Here is a 22,599-nt window from a genome sequence, read left to right as displayed (position 1 = left end):
CAATTGCAGAAAACATTCTCTATTTAACGGATTTAGGTAGGGGATACCCTTGTCTGTTATTAAGTTATTGCCAATTATATCAATTATTTATGAACAATTTATTACGATGGTTTAATAGTGCTTAAGGCCGACGGTTCTCAATATACCTTGCTTGTCGATATCTTTGATAATTAATGACCATTCTTCGTTGACTCTGACCGTATCGCCAGCAACGGGAGCAGTGTCCAAATTGGCTTCAATAAATTCTGCGACGGTCTGTTCCCACATATTAATAAGTGAGCCATCTTTATAATAAGTCATTTTGGTGTTAGGCGGGGTGGCGGCGATTTGTTCATTAAAGAAGGGTAAATCGCCGAGTTTTACGTTCGGCGATATCATCCAGTCGCCGTAGAAGTCTTCTACAGATCTTCTATCGAGTTTGATGTTGTTAAATATGCGCGCGATTTTGCCGGCATGATCACCGCGAAGACCGTACCAGACCCGATCACCAAATTTTAATCGGGTGTCTCTATCAACGATGACAATCTTTTCAGCTCTGACTAGTGCAAATACCGCAATCTCTTCGGTATCTATAGTGGTAGAGATGGCTTTGGGATGGCGTCCCATCGCAAAGGAACCTGCCTTGACCTCGAATTCATAGAGGGTAATGCGGGCTTGGTTGGATACCCAAATCTCCATTTCCTCTTCAGGCTCGGCAATTTTGGGAATGCGTACTTTGAATACATTGGCCATAAATGGAATGCTGCTGCCTTGTACCACCAGAGATAAAATTACCACGCCAAATGCGATATCGAACAGTAAAAATGCATCTTCGACACCAGCAATAATTGGCAATATAGCCAGCGTAATGGGTACTGCACCGCGCAAACCTACCCATGAAATAAAACCAATTTCACGGTCTTTAAACCCAAAAGGTTTGATGCCGGTATAAACCGCAATAGGGCGTGCGATAAATACCATAAAGGCGGTGATAGCCACAGAATAGTGCCAGACGTTGAGCACGTTAGAGGGTGTGACAAGCAGGCCCAGTACAACGAATAAAATGGCTTGTGATAGCCAAGCAAAGCTGTCCATAACCCGCAGAACGTGTTCGGTTGCACGTACCTTATGGTTCCCGATGAGTATCCCTGCCAAATATATGGCCAAAAATCCACTACCTCCAATCAGGTTGGTTGCCGAGAATACGCTTAAACCTGCTGATAGAATCAGAATGGCGTACATACCTTCGGCCAAATGGATTTTTGGTAATAACTTAGATAGCAGATAGCCGGCAAGTAGACCCATAATCAAGCCAAAGCCGAGTTGCTCAACCAATAATCCAATAAAGCCCATAGCCGTTTGACCTTCAGGATCAACATTTAGGGCGATTAAACCAGTTACCAACAAGATGGCAGCGGGGTCGTTGGCACCAGACTCTAACTCTAGAGTGGCTTGGACGCGGTCGTTGAGTTTTACACCGCCATTACGCAGCAAGGAGAATACAGCAGCGGCATCGGTTGAACCCACGATAGCTGCCATCAGAAGACCAATACGCCAGTCGACATCTAATAGCCACGTAACGAATAAGCCCAATATTAAGACAGTAGCAAACACCCCCCAAGTGGCAAGGGTAAGTGCTGGTTTTAGACCGACCCTGAATGATTGAAATGAGGTGCGTAATCCGCCATCAAGCAAAATACAGGCGAGGGCTGCTTGTCCGACAAAGTTAGCTAAGCCATATTGTGAAAACTCAATCCCTAAAATACCTTGCTCGCCGGCAAGCATTCCCACGGCTAAAAATAGCAGTAACAACGGAATACCCAAGCGGGCCGATAAGGTACTGGCCATAATGCTTGAGAATATAAGCAATGCGCTTACCAAGTATATGATATTTAGGGTTTCCATCGTATCGATTGACCTTGATAAATAGGTTAAGTTCTAGGCTAAGTGCTAGATATTAAGTATTAAGCTTTCGATAAAGATAAATATAAAAATATAATCATAAACCGATTATAGGCAGTATCTATGCTGCAATAAACTATCTTTAAGTTACTGTGTATACAAAATATAGTCAGCAGACTACTAAACGGTTATGCTGTTAGAATCGTTTTGGGCGCTTTAACGATACGGTGTTGTTTTAGGGAATAGTGCATAAATGCAGACATAAAAAAGCCGGTTTTGATAATACAATTGTCAAAATCGGCTTTATTTTAATGCGGTAGAGTATGGTTTGCTATACGCTTCTAGAGGCTAAGCCTAGCGTCTGGGTGCTCGTTTGAGCTGACGCTGCTGAGCCCAGAGTAGTAGCAAAAAGGTAATCAAACCAAGAGCGACTAAATGGTATAAATAACCACTGACATGCGACAGCGAAGCGCCAATTTGGTTTAGCTGAACCGATGCATTCATACCCGAGGTCGAAGGAAACATCCAACGTATATATTGCAAGGGTACGGGTAATTGGCTAACTGGCCATGGATACCCACTTAAAAAGAATATGGGCAGGGAGCTGAAAATAAGAATCTGCATGCTGCGCTCGCGCTCTTTAAACCACATGCCAAGCAAGCAGCCCATGGTAGCGACAACGGGTGCATATATCGCCATAAATAATAAGGTGCCTAATATATTATGTCCACGGGGGTAATCTTGGAAGGTAAATACCCAACCATAATAGAAGCAGGCCACCCAAAAGGTGATAAAAGATAAAGCCAATATGCGGCCAATCCAGCCAGACATACTGGCATTTTGACGTCTGTTTTCATGCCATGTACCGATAAGCAGCGCAGTTCCCATCATTAGTGTCTGCTGCAAAATCAATAGGGCCACGGCAGGCACGACATAGGCGCCATAGCCTTCACTGCGGTTAAACATAGGGTCGATACGTAGTGGTACCGCCTGAGTGCTAGTTTTGGCAGTTTCTATGTATGCGCCTTGTGCCACATTGCGTTTTATCTCCACGCCTGCCGACACGGTTCCGATAGCTTGAGTAAAGCCTACTTGTACCTGCTTGTTCAATAGAAAATAGCCGTTATTACCCAAGATAGAAACATGTGCCGGTTTGCTGGCATACACATACTTCTCTAGATTGTTGGGAATAATCAGATAACCGGCTATTTCATCACGGTACATGGCTTCTACCGCATCTTGCTGCGTCGGATAAGCACGCACGCTAAGATTTGGACTGGCGTCACTGTATCGGGCGATGGTTTTGGATAAGGTACTGTGGTCTTTATCGACGATACCAACTGGAATCTCTTTGACCACTTCACTGCGATACGGCCACGGGTAGAAGAAGCCATAAATAATGGGCGCGATAATCAGCATTAATAACACGCCTTTGTCTTTAAAAATAGAGGCAAGCGTGCCTAAGAAGCCTTGCAGAAAGGTGCGGTGGGTGATTTGCTGCGGAGACGGTTTGGTAAATTTTGGCATTAGCGTGCTCCCCAGCGATCTGGATTCTTAAAGGCACGAAGACTCAGTAGGGCGGTGAGCACTAAGGTAACTGCGACCGCAATAATGAGCCCCATTAACGTCGGCAAGGCGATGCTAGCAGGTGCGAGCATTTGCAGCTGACCGATATGTATTTTTAGATAATGGGTGAGAGGCAGGGCATTCGCCCAGCGCTGAGCGCCATCACTCATTGCCAGTAGAGGAAAGGTGACACCGGCAAAGGCAAACGAGGGTGCAGACACAAAAGCAGTGCTCGACAACCCCATACGCAGCGAATAACTGGTTAAGCTAAAAATTGCACCCAGCCAAAGTGAAATCATGGTCAGCGCTATAAACGCAATAAAGACAATAAACACAGATAATAAACTGGCAGAATGCGAAATCACTGCTAGGGTAACGGCTAGGCCACCCCATAACATAAAGAACAGCAGTGCCCAAATCAGTTTACCATTAAGTCCGACCACTAAAGCTAAAATAGAGACCTTCTTTGGCATGCGGGGTTTGACGTTTTTATTAAAATCTATCTGGTATGGATATTTAAATTCATTAGGCACACGGTCGACCTGCTGCCGATACCTATAGCTCAGTTCAGGTAACTTGCTAAAATCAACCGGCAGCTGCCAACTCTTGTCTAATTTGGCATGCAAAAAAGCCAGTTTCTTCTTCGGAGGTACGTGCTTGAGGCGTTTGAAGTCAGGATAAGGCATATCCTTATAAATCATGGTGTGATACCACAAAGAGAAGGTCTTATCACGAACCTCTCGGCCAATGGTCGTGGCACCAACAATCATCGCTAGAATATGTAACAGCGCAGGGATGACGGTTGAGGCCAGAAACTGTTGATAGTTTGCACCAATATTGAATAGGTTAATGCGCTCAACCCCGATAGGCGAGTAGGAGATACGGGCTTGCTCGCTATAGCTACCTTGCTTGACGGTACGCTTGATTTCCACGCCTGCCGATACAGTTCCGACTACCGTCTGCACCCCGCGTTGCACGATACCAGAGTGTGTCCCGTATTGCGCATTAACCTTTAAGATGACCGGAGAGGGTGCTCCTTGGTTTATTTGGTCAGCAAAATCATTGGGAATGACCACGACCGCATATATGTTTTGACTTAGGATGTCTTCATTGGCCTGCTTAAGGTTTTGATAATTACCAGTAACTTTGAGATCAGGACTGGCATCCAAATAACGGGTTAGCAGTCTCGAGTAGTTGCTTTTACTATTATCTATCACACCAATAGGCAAATCGACAATATAGGGTTTTGAGAATATCCACCATACGCCCAAAATAGTCAGCAGCGGTAGCCATAGCAGCATCACATAATCCCATGAGTTATGCAGCAGGAATCTGCCTTCATAACGCGCACTGCGCAAAAATACAGATAGCAAGGATGAGCGTCTATTGCTTGTATTATCAAAGACAATGTCAGGTTTATCGATTTTAGACTCGGACATAATCTAGCCTATACTCGCAATATTAATTGGCATTATTAGGATTTTCACTGGCGGCGGTAAGCTCGACTACCACGCTCATACCTGAACGTATCTTAGTATCTGGGGTAGTGGGGCGCGCTTTGACTTCAAACGTGCGCACATCATAATTGTCTTCACTATTGGTGGCACGCCAAGTGGCAAAATCAGACATTGAGGCGGTATTAAACACCTTAAACGTCATCTTATATGGACTGCCTGCTGTCGATAAGGCAGGTAAGGTCCCGACAAACTCTTTGCCGATACTAAAGTGATTTAAATTATTTTCTGTGACATTGAGCACCACCCATTGCTGGTTCGGATCGACCAAGGTCATGATAGGCACACCTTCACCAATAACTTCACCTGGATTAATAATCACATCATCAACGATACCTGAGATTGGGCTTTTTAGATTGGCCTCATCTTGCGCTACTTGCGCCTCTTCAATCTTAGCATCAACTTGTGCTACTTGCGCTTGCGCCGCTTGTTTGTCCTCTTCGCGCGCGCCTTCTAGTGCCAATTCATATTGCAGGCGAGCGGCATCGGCTTTGTCTTGGTTGGCCACATATTGGGTATAGGCTTCATCACGCTTTTGACGTGCCATTAGGCCTTCTTGATACAAGCGGTTGACGCGCTCGTACGTGCTTTTTGCTAGATCGGCAGCGGCTTGGTTGGCCTGCCATGCTGCTTTAGCTTGTCCAATCTCTTGCGGACGTGCGCCATTTTCGGCTTTATCTAACTGGCTTTGCGCCATATCACGTGCTGCTTGCGCCTGATTCATCTTAGCACTAATCTCAGGTGAGTCCATCTCGATTAATTGCTGGCCCGCTTCTACCGCATCGCCTTCCGTTACCAAGATTTTAGCAATACGCCCCGGTACTTTGGCTGCAATCGCTGTCGACTGCATCTCCATCTCACCTTGCAGAGTAATTGTCTGCTCAGTACTCTGAACACTTTTGTTCAAACCATAGACGATAAGCCCTATAACGATAAGAACGACTAGGGTGATAATAATATTTCTAAGCATTATAGGGCTGGGTTTTTTTGAAGCGTTCATGCATTTATCCTGACGATAAAAATAAAATTAATAGTAAGTCTAAGAGCAAATGGGCATTGATTGCCGTATTAAATAAAGAGCCCTAGAAATGGAGGCTCGCTAATATTCAATATTAATAGACAGTTGGCAGTTTAATATCTGCCGCTGCCATATAGTCATTAAAGGCCTGCGGCGTGCCGATACTTTCCATCAATGCTGCCAGTGCTTGTACATAATCGTTAGCTGCTGAGGTTTGCTCGGTTTGCGCTTGCAAATAACGTGTCTGTGCGGTGGTCACATCAAGTGCGGTATTAACCCCTTCTTCTAAGCCAAGGCGTTTTAGGCGCAGTAACTCTTTGGCTAATAATATATTGCTGTTTAACGAGTGATAGCGAATACGTGCGTTCTCGACCGACTGCCAGTTTTTCTCAACCAATAACATAATATTATCACTGGCATCGACTTTGGCTAATAGAGCTTGACGCATTCGTGCTTTACTTGAGGCGTGTTGCGCGTTTTTATTGAGTCCACCCCATAGTTTCCAACTGGCTGAGATACCAGCAATCCAACTGGGGTCATCATCAATCTCATGATAGCCAAATAAAGATACGGTTGGTTTATATCCAGTGTTAGAGAATTGACTTAACGATTCGGCTTGTGCGTATTTGGCATCGACTTTTTTTAGCCCTGGGTGATTTTGTAGGGCAATATCCTGAAAATGCTTTAAAGGGGGTAAAGGTTTTGATGACACAAATAGGGGCGTAACCGGTTTAACAAGATTAGGTGTACGTAGTAAGCGCTGTAGAGCAGTCATCGCAAGCTGTGCATCATGATTGGCTTTAATTGACTCACTCTCAGCTTCTGCTAAGGCGCTCTTTGCCTCTAACCGTTCAACACGTGAGATAAAGCCTTCTTGCAATAAGCGTTCTGCGGTATAGTCTGTCTCTTTAATGGTATTGAGCGCATCTTCACGTAAGTAGGCCGCAATTATTGCAAGCTGTGCGGTAAAGTAGCGATTAATCAGCGTCGTCTGCAACGTATCGTTATCCATTAACGCATCGGCTTGACTCTCTTCGGTACGTGCATCAGCAAGGCTAGTAATGGCTTTAGTACGCCCCGCAGTATAAATTGGCCATAACACGGCGACTCCAGCACTAACATTACTTGACTCACGCCTTATTTCATACTCATCAGGGATGCTTCTATCAGCAATAGCAGGTAGCTCCGATATGATACCTGAGCCAATAGTAGGTAGTGAGGAGAGATTTCTATCAAGCTCTCGATTAATATCTGTTTTGATACTGGTTAAATCAACATCTGTATCTACTCTAAAACGCGTTGCTCCAGCCCGCAAAAAAACTATCGGCTTGTTTAAGTCTTCTGTGGCCTCTGACAGCAGCTGATTGGCTGCGATACCCGCATTATTTCCTGCCAGTTTCGGTGAGACTTGTAACAACACATGCTGTGCTTGGCCTAGACTTAGCTTTTCAGGAACATCAATGGAATAAGTATCGTTGATCGCAATACCAGTCGTCGGATCAATAATGTTTTGTAGCGCAAAGGTTTGATAACTACCGGCCTCTAGGCCTTCAGCGATTTCAGTAATACTTGGTGTGGTGGTGCTGATTTGATGGGCTTGATTAGAAGGCGTGATATAGCCATCCAAACTCTCGGCATGCGCACTGAGCGTATTGAGTGCTAGGTAGATGCCTAGTGCAGTAGGTAGCTTTAAAGCAATACTAATGGCACGACTTAAAGACGTGTTTTTTGAGTGCACAAGAGATTGGCCACAGTAAGAGGCTAAGCCTGTTACTATAGAGGTAGTGCTTTTATCAGCAGCGGTAACGGATTTTGACTTAAATAATGACATAATGGCGACTGACTAGTAGAAGAAAGGTACGAATGGGAGTGAACTCCATAATAACGTATTATCACGCCGGCTTAGATGCTTTAATACTTAGATAAGAGATATTGCCTTATGAGTGATAATTTAATGGCATATCATTTTATACTATTTTTCGAGAAATCTTATCTTACTGCTGAGTTTTTTTGACCATTTGTATAACTTACTCATGGAATAGGGTGCTGAGTGCGTGTCAATAAGCGATAAGTTTGGTCATCAACCCATAGGTTTGCTAGGTTATGATGCTAATTATATAGTGTATATTAATTCAATGATGATTAATAAAAATTTAAATCGCCTTATAGCTCTCTATACAAGTATCACTCGTTGTTAATACGAGAACCTGAGTCCAACAAAACGCTATAGTTAGACCTGTCGCGTTAACACAGCCTAACCAATAAACAAATCAATGAGTTATAAAAGCCTATGGATGAAATCGCTAAGACCAAATCCAAATTTGGTAAAGTTCATATCATCACTGCATTCATCGTTATTATGCTGCATGCGTTTTTGCATGGGTGTTTGTTAATTCAAAAGTGCATCAGCCGCCTAAGCCTTCTGTGTTAACGATAGAAAATGATACGGTTGAGAAAGTAAGGCCAATGCAGGTGCAGTTTATTGATGTCTCCGCTAGCCGTTCTAACCGCTCTGATTCATCTGCTTCAAGTGCTGGTTCAGATATAGCATCTGCAAACGCTGCTATTGATGCAAACAATAAATTGTCTAGTAATACTGGTGAAAGTGGAGAGGCTGATATTGATGACAGTGATAGGAGTGTAGATGTCGTTAAGCCCAAAGCGCAACAACAAGAGGTGCCATCTAATAATTTGATTCCTAAAAAGTCGGTAGATAATGATGCTACGCAGACTACGGATCAGTCCAACAACCCTCTCGATAAGTCCAATAATCAGGTATTAAATGACGATTTAATTGATAATTTAGATGTTGATAACGAACCAGATACAGGTGGGCAGGCAGGTAATACGGGTAGTGATACTGCCGCTAAAGATGCCTCCTCACAAAGCAACAGTGCCAGTAATGATCAAGATGGCAATGTTATCAAAGGACAAGTCCATAACGAGAACGGTCAAAAAGGAGGAGAGCGTACCAATCAACCGCCTAAAGAATTTGCATTAGGTGATGCAAAATGGATTACTGAACCTAAATTTAAGCTACCGAATAGATTTAGACGTAACAGCGGGCCAATTGTTGTTTATGTGCTCAGGCTTAAGCTAACCGTTGATAAGCAGGGGAATGTGACCAACGCTAGAACCTTAGATTCTTCTGGTAATACCTCAATTGATAAGGAAATGGAGCGTATCGCAAAGACCGGTAAGCTTATCCCCTTTACCGACAGCCAAGGTAACCCCACCACAGGTACGGTTGTTGTCCCGATTAAACTAGAAGCTTAAGTTAGTTGTAAGAGCATACATGTTGGCAGGATAAAGGGGAGTATTCAAAAAATTAACCTAAGACCGCTTAACAGTCTTAGGTTATATCATCATCAGGCGCAGTATTAAACTAGCTTAAATACTGGGTTCTACAAGCGTATTTAAATAGCATGATTACTTCTGTAATTTAGGACGTGCTTTTTTAACTGCTTTTAATAGGGCGGCCTTAAATTCGCCTGGTCCAAACTTCACTAAATCTGAGTGAGCAGCGCAAAAGTTTTGTGTCTCCTGCCATTTATCTGCTAACTCTTCTGCCCAATCACAGTATTTTTGTCCGGCATTAGGCTCGTCTTTTAATGCCTTTTTGGTGGTTGGGTGCAGTGACAGCTCAGGCATAACGGCTTGTAGGATTTTTACTGGCGGAGTGACAAAGGTGTCATCAACGTGCAAGCTTTTGCTAGCAGGATGGTGAGCAAGCAGTGAGCTGGCATGAATCATCTCGTTTTCAGAGATATAGTCAATACCCTCTGGTAATGAGAACTCAAGTTCAGGGTAGCGGGCAGCAACAGCATCACTCTCTACCAAGTCATCAGCCCAGTTTACTTCAGGTATCTTTGTCTTATGACGGCTACTGCCGTAGTTAATAGCATTTGGAAAATCTTTGGCCATCTGTTTACAATGTACGGTGTGAAAAGGATGCAGGTTTAAAATAGCTTCTACTTTCTCACCATTATCAGTTAATTGCATTACGTTGTCGCGTACTTCGCCGGTTAGGGTATAGCTGTCCAAAAAGATAAATTTACCAGATTCTAGTTGTACTAATGAACACTGAGTACCGATATCTATAAATCCGCCCAGTTTGAATGAGCCACGTATGTTCCAAAATCCCGAACCTAGGTCAATTATCTTATCTGTCATATTTTTCTCTATTTATTAATGGATGAGTTTTATTCAACGGATAAAGCGCTGTAATTAGTATATGAACCATACTGCCTTAGCGGTGAATAAAAGTCTATTAATGAACAGTGACAACCTGTTTGGCTTTTATCACAGGCAGTAGAGATTGGATTGACGGAGAGATAAGGATAACCGAGTCAATAGGCACAGTAATTAATCAATAAGGGTTAGGCAATCTTCACAGCGCCAAGGTTCATCAGGCAAGTGTATTAACTCAGTAGGGTAGTGGATACGGCGTAGGCGTTGGCATACTTGGCAATGGTAACGCGTATCATAGACGTGACAAAATTCTAATATGGCAAAGACTTCAGTCGAGCTCGGTAACCTAAATAATTGGCGAAACCTCTCTATTTGCCTTTCGATATCATTATAAGACGCAATCTTGCTTTTTGTCCAAAACAGGCGGCACAGTAGACGTTGTCTTGACGTTAGGATAGGGTCGAAGTAGAGCTCTAGTGGTTGGGGTGGTCTCATCCAATAGCCTTTACAATAGGAGTGGCAAAATAGTGTGTTGGCCCGCATTATATAGCAGAGATTATCATAAGGTTTTTAAGGGGTTATTATTATAGAGCAGTCGGCGTTATTCGTCAGCTGTTTATCTATTGATGATAATTATAAGTTAAGCCCTCATTTGAGAAGCCTTCTTAACAGTCTATTCAATAGAATACTTTTAAAAAGTATCAGTTTCAATTTTAAAGGAAACTGGACAAATGACGAGCTGGGTCTGTCTCACGAACGGCTTTAGAATCTTCAACGGTTAAGCCAAGTGCTGTTGCTGCTCACGAGCTAAACATTGTTAACTCATACCTAACAATCACGGTATAAAGCTATATTCTTAATATAGGTTATCAATTCAGTGGTAATAAAGCGTCATTAGATACCACATCTTAAATACAGTGACTCTCTCAAGCTTTAGCAAACTCTTAAATTTATTGGCTAACCGGTCTTTCTTCAATATTGATTTAGCCCTATTTACTATCATTTTAAAATTAAATTAATCGTGAATTCTTGATTGGTCTAATTAATCTATGAAAGTTATTTATAGTGAGCAATAAGAATAATAATAAATAGGATGAGATATATTTTATGAAGTTATAGTTAATTAAAAAAAGCGTAAAATATATTGGATAAAATACTAAATATTGAGATTTATCTGGCTGTGGAGTAGATATCGTAAACTGAATAGGATGAATTCGGGCTACCGTTTTTTGATGAATTTGTTATAATAAGTGAACAATAGTTGGCTCCATGACTGCCTGCTATATTCTACTATATTGAAAAATAAAGAATTATTGAGTTAAGAGCTACCCGATAAGTAAAATTGAGTTTGCTTTGCGGTTGAGCTCTTTTTTTATTCCCAAAAAAACCAATTGCAGATAACTATTGTTTAGATTTTTGATTAACTCATGACTATCATAGCTAGCCTATTGGCAATGTTAATCAGCCATTAAGCCTTGAATTAAGGCGTTTATACGACACTTGGTGTTTATTTATTACTGTTTATATAGCCGATTAGACGTTACGTTTTGTACGAATGTTTGGGTTTTAGACCAATCGTCCTAATTTAATAGTTTTAGTATCTGATTAAACGATTTTAGTCATTGAGTTAAATATGAATGACTCGTTACTAGCGTATTTTAATCAGCATCCGTATTACCGAATAAGAATTCAGTGTAAGCAACCTGCTCTTCGTGATGTTGAGTATGTGGTGTTGTTTTCTTTTGATTTAAGGAGTTCGTTATGACCAATACATATCATTCTAATATTAGCGAAGGTAAGGTTAAATATGACGCAGTGCAAACCGCCTATATCAATGGCGCTTATTTGCCTGTTGATGAGTCACTAACCACATTTGATACCGTTAATCCTGCGACAGGCGAGGTTGTGGCGACGATTCAGCAAACAACCAAAGAGCAAGTCGATGAGGCCGTAAAAGCGGCGCAAGAGGGTCAGAAGATTTGGGCAAGTATGACACCGGTTGAGCGTAGTCGTATTTTGCTAAAAGCGGTGGATATTTTACGTGAGCGTAATGACGACTTAGCAGTGCTTGAGACTTATGAGACGGGTAAAAGTCTGTCTGAAACCAAAGCGGTAGATATTGTCACTGGTGCTGATGTCATTGAATATTATGCAGGTTTGGCGCCGGCATTAGAAGGTCGTCAAATTCCATTACGTGAGACCAGTTTTGTCTATACCCGTGAAGAGCCGTTGGGTGTGGTTGCTGGCATTGGTGCTTGGAACTATCCGATTCAAATCGCGATGTGGAAATCAGCCCCGGCTCTAGCGGCAGGTAACGCCATGGTATTTAAGCCATCGGAGGTGACGCCACTGTCTGCATTAAAACTAGCTGAAATTTATTCAGAAGCCGGTTTGCCAGACGGTGTATTTAGCGTAGTACAAGGTAATTATGAAGTGGGTACAGCGCTGACCAATCATCCAGACATTGCCAAAGTGTCTTTCACTGGGGGTGTCGATACCGGTAAGAAAGTAATGGAAGCAGCAGCCGGCTCATCACTTAAAGATGTCACCATGGAGCTGGGTGGTAAATCGCCATTGGTTATCTTTGATGATGCTGATATCGATATGGCGGCAGACATTGCGATGATGGCCAATTTCTACAGCTCAGGTCAGGTATGTACCAACGGTACGCGCGTGTTTATACCAAACTCTATCAAAGAGAAGTTTGAACAAGCCATTGTTGAGCGTGTCAATCGCATCAAAATTGGTGACCCAATGGATGAAAGCGTCACCATGGGGCCAATGGTGAGCTTTAAGCACATGGATAATGTTCTAAGCTACATTGAAGACGGCAAAGCAAGTGACGCCAAACTGCTGTGTGGCGGTGAGCGATTAACCTCTGGTGAGTTTGCTAAAGGGGCTTATATTGCGCCTACCGTATTTACAGATTGCACAGACGAGATGCGTATTGTGCGCGAGGAAATCTTTGGTCCAGTGATGTCAATTTTAGGTTATGACACCGAAGAAGAAGTTATTCGCCGCGCCAACGATACCAATTACGGATTGGCCGCTGGTATTGTCACCAAAGACTTGACTAGAGCACATCGTGTGATTGCACAGATTGAGGCAGGCATTTGCTGGATTAACACGTGGGGTGAATCACCAGCACAGATGCCAGTGGGCGGTTATAAGCATTCAGGTGTTGGCCGTGAAAATGGTGTGCAAACCTTAAAGCATTACACTCAGACCAAATCGGTTCAAATTGAACTGGGCGGCTTTGAATCTGTATTTTAAGACGTTCTTTAATATAAAGCGCTAATACTCACTGTGTTACTACTGTATTGAGTATGTGGTAACACAGTGCTTAGCGTCTTTTTTATGCCACTGCTTTCTTTGTTTAGATGCTCAAAATAATGTTTAGATGCTCAAACGATGATTGTAGTGAATGAATGACTTATGTTTTAAAAATGACTCTGCTGGTTTAAAAGGGTCGCTTAAAAGGACAGGATTATGACATCAGTAAAATCAGAATTTGATTATATTATTGTTGGCGCAGGATCAGCAGGTAACGTTTTGGCTACGCGCTTAACGGAAGATGCGGATACCACCGTACTGCTGCTTGAGGCAGGGCGCCCCGATCATCGTTTAGACTTTCGTACCCAAATGCCGGCTGCGTTAGCGATGCCATTACAAGGCACAACTTATAACTGGGGATATAAAACAGACCCAGAGCCTTATATGAATAATCGAGAGATGGACTGTGGCCGTGGCAAAGGCTTGGGCGGCTCATCATTGATTAACGGTATGTGCTATATCCGTGGTAATGCGCTTGATTTTGATGATTGGGCAAAGATTGAAGGTCTAGAAGAGTGGTCATATCTTGACTGCTTGCCGTATTTTAGAAAATGTGAAAACCGTGATGCGGGCGAGAATGACTATCATGGTGTGGGCGGTCCGGTAGAAGTGACAACATCTAAGCCGGGTGTAAACCCTTTGTATGAAGCCATGATTGAGGCGGGGGTGCAGGCAGGTTATCCACGCACTGAGGACCTAAATGGATATCAGCAAGAAGGCTTTGGCCCGATGGATCGATTTGTGACACCAAACGGCCGCCGTGCATCCACAGCGCGTGGTTATTTAGATAAAGCCAAACCACGTAGCAATATTACTATTTTAACCGGTGCGCTGACGGACGTTATTTTATTTGATGGCAATCGTGCCATCGGTGTCAACGTTGAGCATCAGGGTCAAACCAAGACCTTCCATGCCAATCGTGAGGTCATTGTGTCATCAGGCGCAATTGGCTCACCTCAGCTGTTACAGCGCTCAGGTATTGGTCCTGCTGAATGGCTCAATGAGTTAAACATTCCCGTGGTAAAAGATTTGCCTGGTGTCGGTAATAACCTACAAGATCACTTAGAGCTTTATCTACAGTACGAATGTAAGCAGCCAGTTTCTATCGCCCCTGCCAATAAATGGTGGAACAAGCCAGCTATTGGGGCAGAGTGGTTATTTATGGGAACAGGACTGGGTGCCTCAAACCAATTTGAGGCAGGTGGGTTTATTCGTACTCACGAAGAGTTTACCCATCCAAACGTGCAGTATCACTTCTTGCCATTGGCAGTTCGTTATGATGGCCGCAGTGCGGTTGATGCGCATAGTTTCCAAGCGCATGTTGGGTCGCTTCGTTCACCAAGCCGTGGCCGCGTGAAACTAAAATCACGTGACCCAAATGAGCATCCAAGCATTTTATTCAACTATATGTCAACTGAACAAGACTGGCGCGAGTTTAGAGAAGCCATTCGTGTGACTCGCGAAATTATCGCTCAGCCTGCCATGGATCCATATCGCGGTAAGGCTATCTCGCCGACTGAAGACATTGTCACTGACGAACAGCTCGATGAGTTTGTGCGTGAACATGGTGAAACCGCTTATCACCCATCATGTACCTGTGCGATGGGGTATCATAATCAAGCGGTGGTTGATGTCGAAGGTCTGGTGCATGGTATGGAAGGACTGCGTGTGGTGGACGCCTCTATTATGCCGAACATTATTAGCGGTAACTTGAACGCAACGACGATTATGATTGCTGAAAAGATTGCCGATAAGATGCGCGGTAAAAAACTGCCACGTTCGACAGCGGATTATTATGTGGCAGATGGTGCGCCAATTCGTGGCGAGCCTATGCGTCAATATGATGCCACCAGTTAATTGTGGTTATAAAAGTTTATTATTATTGACCTACTTACTTAATAGGGATTCATATTTTGAGTCCATTTTTGGGACTGGTACTACTTAAAGTGTCTTATTACTAGTCATGAGGTTACGTAAGTAGTACCATTTTATTTATTGATAAGGAAATTTCATGCACAGTACTCCCGCCGAGGAATCTACGGAAACCCTGAGATTAAATAAGACGGTATTTATTGGTTCAGCCGTTATCTCTATTTTACTTATTATTTGGACCATTTCTTTTCCAACCTATAGTGAAAATTTATTAAGCTCTGGCATGGCATGGGTATCCAATAGTTTTGGTTGGTACTACATGTTAGTCGTTGCTGCTTATAGTATATTTTCCCTATTCGTGGGCATGTCGCGTTATGGTGATATTAAGCTAGGTCAAGATCATGAAAAAGCGCAATTCCCATTTATAACGTGGGCGGCAATGCTTTTTTCAGCAGGTATTGGTATCGACCTGTTATTTTTTGGTGCGTCTGAACCTTTGATGCATTACTTAACACCTCATAGCGGTCTAACTCCAGAGAGTGCAGAGGCCATGCGCGCTGCGCTACCACAGACGTTTTTACATTGGGGATTACATGGCTGGGGTATTTATGCCTTAATTGGTATGACCTTAGCTTATTTTGCGTACCGTAAGAATATGCCACTGGCGTTGCGTTCGGCATTGACCCCGATTTTCGGTGAGCGTTTGGTTAAAGGCTGGCTCGGTGATAGCGTTGATACCTTTGGTGTCGTCTGTACGCTAATGGGTATTGCGACAAGCTTAGGTATTGGTGTATTGCAAGCCAATGCTGGTCTTACCCATGTGTTTGGTATTGCAGATAGTAAAACAGTACAAAGTATTATTATCGTACTGGTTATTGTGGCAGCGGGTTTATCTGCCATGACTGGAGTGGAAAAAGGGGTTAGACGTTTATCTGAATTTAACATGATAACCGCAACTTTGTTGCTGATTGCCATTTTAGTAATGGGCAATACGGTGTATTTGTTGAATGCCTTTACTCAAAACGTAGGGGATTATTTCCAAACTGTCGTCGCCAAAACATTTGATGTTTATGCGTATGAAGGTGCAGCTGGTGCGGAATGGAAGTCATGGTGGACCATCTTCTTCTGGGCTTGGTGGGTTGCTTGGGCACCGTTTGTCGGTCTATTTATCGCGCGTATTAGCCGTGGTCGTACCTTACGTGAATTCGTATTTGGTGTGATGTTTATTCCATTAGGCTTTATCTTCGCTTGGTTCTCTATCTTTGGTAACTCAGCAATCGATTTGGTTAATAATGGGGCGACTGAGTTAGGTCAGACTGCTGTAGACAACGCTGCCATGGGTATGTTCGCTTTATTTGAACATTATCCTTATAGCGATGTACTGTCTTTTGCAGGTGTCATAATTGGTCTGGTGTTCTTTGTGACATCGGCTGACTCTGGCGCTCTAGTGCTGTCTAACTTGAGTTCACGGGGTCTTACCAATGATGCGGATGCGCCTGTATGGTTAAGATTATTCTGGGCCGCAGCGACAGGTCTTATTACTTTAGGCTTATTATTTGCAGGTGGATTTACCTCGTTACAGTCTGTCTCTGTGATAGCAGGCCTACCTTTCTCAATTATTCTTCTACTTTATATGGTATCTATGTGGGGTTGCCTAAAAGAAGAGGGTAATAAGCGTAAAGCCAGTGTTATTGGTACTGCGAATGTGCTTAATAATGGTAAAAGCTGGAAGGCGCGATTACAGCGTATTGTTAGTTTCCCAAATAAGAAACAAGTTGAACGCTTTATGCAAGAAGTCGTTTTATCAGCTATGCAAGAGGTAAGGGCAGAGCTTAATGAGGGCGGTCTAGTGACTAAATTAGTAGAGCACGATGGCACCAAAGGCTTTGAAGGTTTGAGCTTAGAGGTCGGTCATGGTTCTGAAAATGACTTTGTATATGATGTCTATTTGGTAAAAGCAGAACGTCCGAGCTTTACGTTAGCCTCTTCAAGCACTCAGGCGGAATATTACTACCGTGCTGAGGTATTCTTAAGTGAAGGCTCTCAAGAGTATGATTTAGTCGGCTATACTAAGGAGCAAGTATTGGTGGATATCCTGAATCAATATGAGCGTCATATGCAGTTCTTGCATCTTGAGCGTTAACTGCTCTTTAGGTCTATGGTGAAGAATTAATGGCGGATTTTATGACTCCTACTATTATTGCTTATAGTTATTTGGCTGCCGCTATTATTTGCGAAATTATCGGCACTACCTTCTTGGTTAAATCACAAGAGTTCACTAAGGCGTTGCCGACGTTAGCAATGGTCATCTTATATGCTTTATCTTTTTACTTTTTAACCAAGTCGTTAAGGGTTATTCCTTTGGGCATCGCATATGCACTTTGGGGCGGTGTGGGTATCGTATTAACGGCACTAATAGGGCTGGTTGTATTTAAGCAAAGCATCGATACACCGGCAATTATTGGTATTGGACTGATCGTCGCTGGGGTAGTGGTGCTAAACTTATTTTCAAACTCTATAAGTGGTTAATGGAGTAGGATAATATTTTAGGGTTAATCACCATTAATTATGACAAAACACTTGCAAAAGCCCAAAAACTTGCTAAAATACGTGACCTCAATAGGCGTATAGCTCAGTTGGTTAGAGCGCTACCTTGACATGGTAGAGGTCGCTAGTTCGAATCTAGTTACGCCTACCAGATTCGAAAGCCCCAATCTTTATGATTGGGGCTTTTTTTGTGCTTGATTTATAAGGGCTGACACTAATTCTAACTCTCGCCACAATACATCGATTCAGTCTATCTTTATAAACTGCAAAAAAACCGTGTGCCCAGATTGTGCCCAAGCTGTGCCTGCCCTATATTTTTGCACTCATAAATTTCTTAAATTTGACCTCTACTCTAATTTTTCAAATCCAGCTCTTCTGCACTAGGCACATACTCAAATATATCCCCGACCCCAACCTCTAAAAACTCACACAGCTTATCAATAGTATCGAAGTCGATTCTTGATGACTGGTCATTATATATTTTATGTAACGTTGTTTTGCTAATTCCTGTCGCTCGTACGGCATCCGCTACCTTTAGTCTTCTTTCCGCTAACAAAGTCGGTAAATGATTAACTATCACAGAAAAACTCCAATCTTAGTTGTAAAAAGTACTTGCATAGTTATAAATATGTGCTAAATTACAACTATGGTATTTAAAAGTACCATGATGATTAAACTTTATATAAGGAATGTATTATGTCACATACTTACTTAACAACCCAAGAGCTTTCTGAACGCATCAAGTACACCCCTCGTACAATTCGAAATGAGCTCAAAGACAGTGTCTTAATTGAAGGCATTCACTACATCAGACCATTTGGTGGTAGAAAAATCCTTTATGTTTGGGAAGAAATTGAAAAAGACATGCGTGTCGGCGTATCCGGCAGTATCAACGCTATGGCATTACAATAAGGAGACTATTATGGCCAGCATTAGAAGCCGAGGTAAAAAACTGTTTGTCGACTTTCGGTACTTAGGTGTCCGTTGTCGCGAAACAACTAATTTGATTGATACCCCTGAAAACCGTAAGAAGCTTCAAAAGATAATTGAGAGGATGGAAGCTGAGATAGTACTAGGTACATTCAACTATGCTCAGTACTTTCCTAAGAGTGATAAAGCTGAACGGATGATGTATCTAAGTGAGCGAAAAGAATGCATCACAACCAATGTGCCATCTTTTACCCAGTTTGCAGAGCTCTGGTTTTCAGAAAAAGAGATTGAATGGCGTGCTACCCAAAGACGCAAAGTTAGAGAGATTTTAGATATGTATCTAATCCCTGAATTTAAAAGTAGACCTATCGAAAGTATAAAAAAGACAGATGTATTAGCCTTCCGCTCTTCACTCGCCAAAGTAACTCGCGGAAAAACTAACAAACATCTGTCAGCGGCACGCATCAATTCGATAATGGTACCTTTAGGTATGATACTAAAAGAAGCGGCAAAACGCTACAAGTTTGATAATCCTTATGAAGACATCAAAGCACTTAAAGAGCCTAAGGTTAGCATTCAGCCCTTCACATTAGAGGAGGTTTGGAAGTTTTTAAACGGTGTCAGAGTAGACTATAAGGCTTACTATCTTGTGCGCTTTTTTACAGGTATGCGAACCAGCGAGATTGACGGCTTAACTTGGGAGAATGTTGACTTTAATCGAAGAGAGATTGTAATCAATCAGGCGCTGGTTAAAGGCAAAATCGTTCCACCTAAAACTCAAGAGTCTTATAGAGCAATCCAAATGTCACAACTGGTCTATGATGCGTTAAAGGAGCAATACAAGGTCACTTATGGCAAATCTGACTATGTTTTCTGCTCTCATACGGGAGAGCCACTTGACTATAACAATATCAACAAACGAGTTTGGCACCCTACGCTCAAAGCATTAGGCCTTAAAAAGCGCAATGCTTATCAAACTAGGCATACTGCAGCCACTCTGTGGTTAGCCGCTGGTGAGAGCCCTGAATGGATTGCATATCAGATGGGTCATTCAACCACCAAGATGCTGTTTAATACTTACAGTCGCTACGTACCTAACATGACTCGTCAAGATGGTAGCGCTTTTGAAGCGTTGGTCAATCGTAGTCAAGCACAGTTTGATACGAGCAATATGGATATGGACAAGGAGGTTAACAATGAAGACCATTGATTATCAAACACTATTAGCTGATCACAAACCTCAAGGACATATTAGTGCTGAGGCAAATAGCATTGCAAATGCCTTAATACGTGATAACTGTATTCAGGCAGGTAATGATTTAGCACGCTTCTTAGAGGTTGACACTTACTTCAATAACCATATGGCGCTGCGCGTATGGGTACAAAACAAGCTGGACAATGCGGCAACAAAGACTGTTGTAACAGAGGAGTTCCGCGCCTCTTTAGAGCGTGAGTTACGAGATTTATTTACAAACCCTGGTTATGGCTATTAAGTGAGGCGTTTATTATGACTTTAAAACTTCAACCTAACATAACTCAGGGTATCCAAGAGCTCAATATGTGTGAAGATTACTGGGCTCATGATCCCGCTACGGACTATATTGATCATATTAAGTCTGTATGCCACAAATACAGCGTTAGCACTCCAGAGTTATTTAGTGAAATCAGACAGTGCTTTGCTTACTTAGATGATGTAACGTGCGACTTCTGTGGGTATGTATGCCCTTTGGAGGTTCCTGCGGACATTCCTTATATGAGGTCTAAAGAGAGTTGGTGCTGTGAGGTGTGTGAGCATGCTACATGGCAAGAGTACTATGGTAGGTAGTTAATTTTTTTGAGATTTAAGAGCCAGATAGCTGAAGTTGTCTGGTTTTTTTTATTCAAGGTGTAATGGACTCAATAAATATAGAACAAATGATATTCCATATGTTAAGAATGTAGTATTACCTGTGGGTGCCAATAGTGCAGTATCATTTGAAGCATGGAGATTAGCGCTGTGGTGTTTCTATATCTTTACCACCTCATTTTAGTTATCTAATAATCGCATTTCTAAAGTTTATTAAAGTAATTAAAATCCGTAGTGAAGATGAGCTTTGTATGGAAATATCACTATAAGCTTAAAGGCTTGATGTTTATAAGACCCTAATGGTGTACCGTCGCTGTTCCTATTACTGCAATGATTAACAATTGCTTAGAATAAAATAATATTTACTTAAGTAAGTATACTAAAAAATACGTATTTCTTTGTTAATACGGCTATAGCCATATAAGGTATTGGCCCAATCTTAACTAGATATTATTAAAGGCGGTGCGCTATAGCCCGAATTGTATCTACATGGGCATTTTCCTCCATGAATTTGCTAGGTTAAATTAAAGAAAAAGTAAAATTTACTATTATTTTTATAGACTGTACCATTTAGATGTACTATATTTTATTTAAAGGAGAGTTAGTAATAAGCAATTAACAAACTAGAATATATAGTTAAATAATTAAAAAAATAAGAAGGGAAATTAAATGGCAAGTCTGTTTGATAAGATAAAATCAATAGCCTCGTTTGGGGATAAAGAAAATAAAGCCGCCATTGATAGCTTATTACCTATTTTCAATGGGTTATCTTTAGCTGATGAAAAGTATCCAGAGCGAGTCATCAACTATATAATCCATGGTAAAGATCCCATCCTATTGCAAGACTTTGCCAATCGTAATGATGACATGCTCGGAACCCTATTAGATTTTCCAGGTACGATTGGATATTATTGGGGCAGCTATCGTCATCAACATAACATGACCACTAATATTAATCGCCATATCACCCAAAGCAAAAATGCCAGGCATAAACTCTATAAGCATATCTTCAAAACTCTGACCCCTGAGCAAATAATTCGATATAGCAAAGTACTAGCAGCTGCGACCAAATCAGAAAACTATACCGTTATATCGCCAGCAGTTCCAAAATGGTTTACTTATTTGGTAGTAGACGGTCTTAAGTCCACAATGGATAGAGATAGGGAGGTTAAATATCGTTCAAACTGGACTTTTGAGAAGTTATTAAAAGTACTCATGGCCGATGATGTGTTACAAAAAGATGACTCGGAAAGTGATGGTCTGACTGACGAAAGTGAACAAGCGTTAGTGGCCAAAAATAATGAATTATTAATTAAACTAATGTTCGAGCGTAAAGAAATCGATGAATATTATACCAATTCAATAGATCTGATCTATCAATTGCCTGATACGCTTGAAGTTTTAGAGAACCACAGAGCTTTTATAGAATCGTTAATTCCCACCTTGTCTGCCAAAGGACAAAAGCAGTTTATTGACAACTTAGCTAATTTGCAACCAAATGTAATTCAAAAATTCCCTTCGCTGGTCGCCATTCTATCTACCAGTAAAAGTAAAACTGTCCGTGAAATAGCTGCCTCAAAAGTTAATACTTTGCCAAAAGAGATTGTAACTATCCCCTAAAATAACACAGCTCAAACGTAGAATTTCTTATAAAATACCCATAAGGAGTTTTGATATGAGCAAACGAATGACTGAGACCCAAATCGTATCGATATTAAAAGAAGCAGAAGCTGGAATACCTGCTAAAGAGCTGTGCCGTAAATACGGGATTGCTAGCTCGACTTTCTATAAATGGCGTTCCAAGTACGGTGGTATGGAAGTCTCTGATGTTAAGCGATTAAAAGAGCTTGAAGAAGAAAACCGTAGGCTTAAACAGATGTTTGCTGATTTAAGCCTCAAAG

The 22,599-nt window shown here is 42.0% G+C and carries 18 protein-coding genes, 1 tRNA gene and 1 pseudogene; 12 read left to right on the top strand and 8 right to left on the bottom strand.

The window, feature by feature from the left end; translation table 11 throughout:
- Positions 1-111: 111 nt before the first annotated feature.
- The 5 genes from AC2SLM_RS10320 to AC2SLM_RS10300 all read right to left on the bottom strand — a co-directional run bounded on the left by AC2SLM_RS10320 (position 112) and on the right by AC2SLM_RS10300 (position 7,810).
- Positions 112-1,884, bottom strand: a complete 1,773-nt coding sequence (locus AC2SLM_RS10320) for a potassium/proton antiporter (RefSeq protein ID WP_486553689.1) — start codon at positions 1,882-1,884, stop codon at positions 112-114.
- A gap of 351 nt (positions 1,885-2,235) precedes the next feature.
- Complete coding sequence (locus tag AC2SLM_RS10315) at positions 2,236-3,408, bottom strand: ABC transporter permease (protein WP_486553687.1); 1,173 nt, start codon at positions 3,406-3,408, stop codon at positions 2,236-2,238.
- Positions 3,408-4,886, bottom strand: coding sequence for an ABC transporter permease (locus tag AC2SLM_RS10310; RefSeq protein WP_486553685.1), 1,479 nt, complete (start codon positions 4,884-4,886; stop codon positions 3,408-3,410). Before AC2SLM_RS10310 ends, AC2SLM_RS10315 begins: the two co-directional genes overlap by 1 nt.
- Positions 4,887-4,908: 22 nt before the next feature.
- Positions 4,909-5,961, bottom strand: a complete 1,053-nt coding sequence (locus AC2SLM_RS10305; protein ID WP_486553683.1) for an HlyD family secretion protein — start codon at positions 5,959-5,961, stop codon at positions 4,909-4,911.
- A gap of 112 nt (positions 5,962-6,073) precedes the next feature.
- Complete coding sequence (locus tag AC2SLM_RS10300) at positions 6,074-7,810, bottom strand: TolC family protein (RefSeq protein WP_486553681.1); 1,737 nt, start codon at positions 7,808-7,810, stop codon at positions 6,074-6,076.
- A gap of 551 nt (positions 7,811-8,361) precedes the next feature.
- Here AC2SLM_RS10300 and AC2SLM_RS10295 point away from each other — a divergent pair.
- Positions 8,362-9,255 (top strand): TonB family protein, encoded by an 894-nt coding sequence (locus AC2SLM_RS10295; RefSeq protein ID WP_486553679.1) that lies wholly within the window; start codon positions 8,362-8,364, stop codon positions 9,253-9,255.
- Between the two features lie 153 nt (positions 9,256-9,408).
- On the opposite strand, the gene AC2SLM_RS10290 is transcribed toward AC2SLM_RS10295, so the two are convergent.
- Together AC2SLM_RS10290 and AC2SLM_RS10285 are read right to left on the bottom strand one after the other, a co-directional pair.
- The gene (locus tag AC2SLM_RS10290; RefSeq protein WP_486553677.1) at positions 9,409-10,152 is read right to left on the bottom strand and encodes a hypothetical protein; all 744 of its coding nucleotides are present in this window, start codon (positions 10,150-10,152) and stop codon (positions 9,409-9,411) included.
- A 192-nt stretch (positions 10,153-10,344) separates the two neighbouring features.
- Complete coding sequence (locus tag AC2SLM_RS10285) at positions 10,345-10,665, bottom strand: hypothetical protein (RefSeq protein WP_486553675.1); 321 nt, start codon at positions 10,663-10,665, stop codon at positions 10,345-10,347.
- Positions 10,666-11,931: 1,266 nt separating this feature from the next.
- Between AC2SLM_RS10285 and betB the strand changes: the two genes are divergently transcribed.
- From betB to AC2SLM_RS10260, 5 genes and pseudogenes are all read left to right on the top strand, one after another.
- The gene (gene betB, locus AC2SLM_RS10280) at positions 11,932-13,443 is read left to right on the top strand and encodes a betaine-aldehyde dehydrogenase (RefSeq protein WP_486553673.1); all 1,512 of its coding nucleotides are present in this window, start codon (positions 11,932-11,934) and stop codon (positions 13,441-13,443) included.
- Between the two features lie 216 nt (positions 13,444-13,659).
- Positions 13,660-15,360 carry a choline dehydrogenase gene (betA, locus tag AC2SLM_RS10275; RefSeq protein WP_486553671.1) on the top strand — a complete coding sequence of 567 codons (1,701 nt, stop codon included), beginning with the start codon at positions 13,660-13,662 and terminating at the stop codon, positions 15,358-15,360.
- A gap of 154 nt (positions 15,361-15,514) precedes the next feature.
- Positions 15,515-17,518 (top strand): choline BCCT transporter BetT, encoded by a 2,004-nt coding sequence (gene betT, locus AC2SLM_RS10270; RefSeq protein WP_486553669.1) that lies wholly within the window; start codon positions 15,515-15,517, stop codon positions 17,516-17,518.
- Positions 17,519-17,544: 26 nt separating this feature from the next.
- Positions 17,545-17,904: pseudogene (locus tag AC2SLM_RS10265) on the top strand (DMT family transporter); the annotation flags it as partial.
- Positions 17,905-17,996: 92 nt separating this feature from the next.
- Positions 17,997-18,073 (top strand) — tRNA-Val (locus tag AC2SLM_RS10260).
- A gap of 201 nt (positions 18,074-18,274) precedes the next feature.
- Here the strand turns inward: AC2SLM_RS10260 and AC2SLM_RS10255 are convergent.
- On the bottom strand, positions 18,275-18,502 hold the full coding sequence (locus tag AC2SLM_RS10255) for a helix-turn-helix domain-containing protein (protein WP_486542761.1): 228 nt from the start codon (positions 18,500-18,502) through the stop codon (positions 18,275-18,277).
- A 116-nt stretch (positions 18,503-18,618) separates the two neighbouring features.
- On the opposite strand from AC2SLM_RS10255, the gene AC2SLM_RS10250 reads away from it, so the two are divergent.
- The 6 genes from AC2SLM_RS10250 to AC2SLM_RS10225 all read left to right on the top strand — a co-directional run.
- On the top strand, positions 18,619-18,834 hold the full coding sequence (locus tag AC2SLM_RS10250) for a hypothetical protein (protein WP_007393965.1): 216 nt from the start codon (positions 18,619-18,621) through the stop codon (positions 18,832-18,834).
- A 10-nt stretch (positions 18,835-18,844) separates the two neighbouring features.
- On the top strand, positions 18,845-20,062 hold the full coding sequence (locus AC2SLM_RS10245; protein WP_486553667.1) for an Arm DNA-binding domain-containing protein: 1,218 nt from the start codon (positions 18,845-18,847) through the stop codon (positions 20,060-20,062).
- Positions 20,049-20,345 (top strand): hypothetical protein, encoded by a 297-nt coding sequence (locus AC2SLM_RS10240; protein ID WP_486553665.1) that lies wholly within the window; start codon positions 20,049-20,051, stop codon positions 20,343-20,345. Before AC2SLM_RS10245 ends, AC2SLM_RS10240 begins: the two co-directional genes overlap by 14 nt.
- A gap of 14 nt (positions 20,346-20,359) precedes the next feature.
- The gene (locus AC2SLM_RS10235) at positions 20,360-20,677 is read left to right on the top strand and encodes a hypothetical protein (RefSeq protein ID WP_486553663.1); all 318 of its coding nucleotides are present in this window, start codon (positions 20,360-20,362) and stop codon (positions 20,675-20,677) included.
- A 690-nt stretch (positions 20,678-21,367) separates the two neighbouring features.
- Positions 21,368-22,318, top strand: coding sequence for a hypothetical protein (locus tag AC2SLM_RS10230; protein WP_486553661.1), 951 nt, complete (start codon positions 21,368-21,370; stop codon positions 22,316-22,318).
- 55 nt (positions 22,319-22,373) lie between these two features.
- A partial coding sequence (locus tag AC2SLM_RS10225) for a transposase (protein ID WP_486551868.1) occupies positions 22,374-22,599 on the top strand: 226 nt, incomplete at its 3' end.

This window comes from Psychrobacter sp. CX16, from assembly GCF_057396245.1.
The sequence above is the reverse complement of the archived record's forward strand: the minus strand, read 5'-3'. Positions and strand labels throughout refer to the sequence as shown.

Excerpts from the sequence above, each read along its gene's own strand:
- AC2SLM_RS10320 (WP_486553689.1), bottom strand. The coding sequence starts at position 1,884 with ATGGAAACCCTAAATATCATATACTTGGTAAGCGCATTGCTTATATTC.
- AC2SLM_RS10315 (WP_486553687.1), bottom strand. The coding sequence starts at position 3,408 with ATGCCAAAATTTACCAAACCGTCTCCGCAGCAAATCACCCACCGCACC.
- AC2SLM_RS10310 (WP_486553685.1), bottom strand. The coding sequence starts at position 4,886 with ATGTCCGAGTCTAAAATCGATAAACCTGACATTGTCTTTGATAATACA.
- AC2SLM_RS10305 (WP_486553683.1), bottom strand. The coding sequence starts at position 5,961 with ATGAACGCTTCAAAAAAACCCAGCCCTATAATGCTTAGAAATATTATT.
- AC2SLM_RS10300 (WP_486553681.1), bottom strand. The coding sequence starts at position 7,810 with ATGTCATTATTTAAGTCAAAATCCGTTACCGCTGCTGATAAAAGCACT.
- AC2SLM_RS10290 (WP_486553677.1), bottom strand. The coding sequence starts at position 10,152 with ATGACAGATAAGATAATTGACCTAGGTTCGGGATTTTGGAACATACGT.
- AC2SLM_RS10285 (WP_486553675.1), bottom strand. The coding sequence starts at position 10,665 with ATGAGACCACCCCAACCACTAGAGCTCTACTTCGACCCTATCCTAACG.
- betB (WP_486553673.1), top strand. The coding sequence starts at position 11,932 with ATGACCAATACATATCATTCTAATATTAGCGAAGGTAAGGTTAAATAT.
- betA (WP_486553671.1), top strand. The coding sequence starts at position 13,660 with ATGACATCAGTAAAATCAGAATTTGATTATATTATTGTTGGCGCAGGA.
- betT (WP_486553669.1), top strand. The coding sequence starts at position 15,515 with ATGCACAGTACTCCCGCCGAGGAATCTACGGAAACCCTGAGATTAAAT.
- AC2SLM_RS10250 (WP_007393965.1), top strand. The coding sequence starts at position 18,619 with ATGTCACATACTTACTTAACAACCCAAGAGCTTTCTGAACGCATCAAG.
- AC2SLM_RS10245 (WP_486553667.1), top strand. The coding sequence starts at position 18,845 with ATGGCCAGCATTAGAAGCCGAGGTAAAAAACTGTTTGTCGACTTTCGG.
- AC2SLM_RS10240 (WP_486553665.1), top strand. The coding sequence starts at position 20,049 with ATGAAGACCATTGATTATCAAACACTATTAGCTGATCACAAACCTCAA.
- AC2SLM_RS10235 (WP_486553663.1), top strand. The coding sequence starts at position 20,360 with ATGACTTTAAAACTTCAACCTAACATAACTCAGGGTATCCAAGAGCTC.
- AC2SLM_RS10230 (WP_486553661.1), top strand. The coding sequence starts at position 21,368 with ATGGCAAGTCTGTTTGATAAGATAAAATCAATAGCCTCGTTTGGGGAT.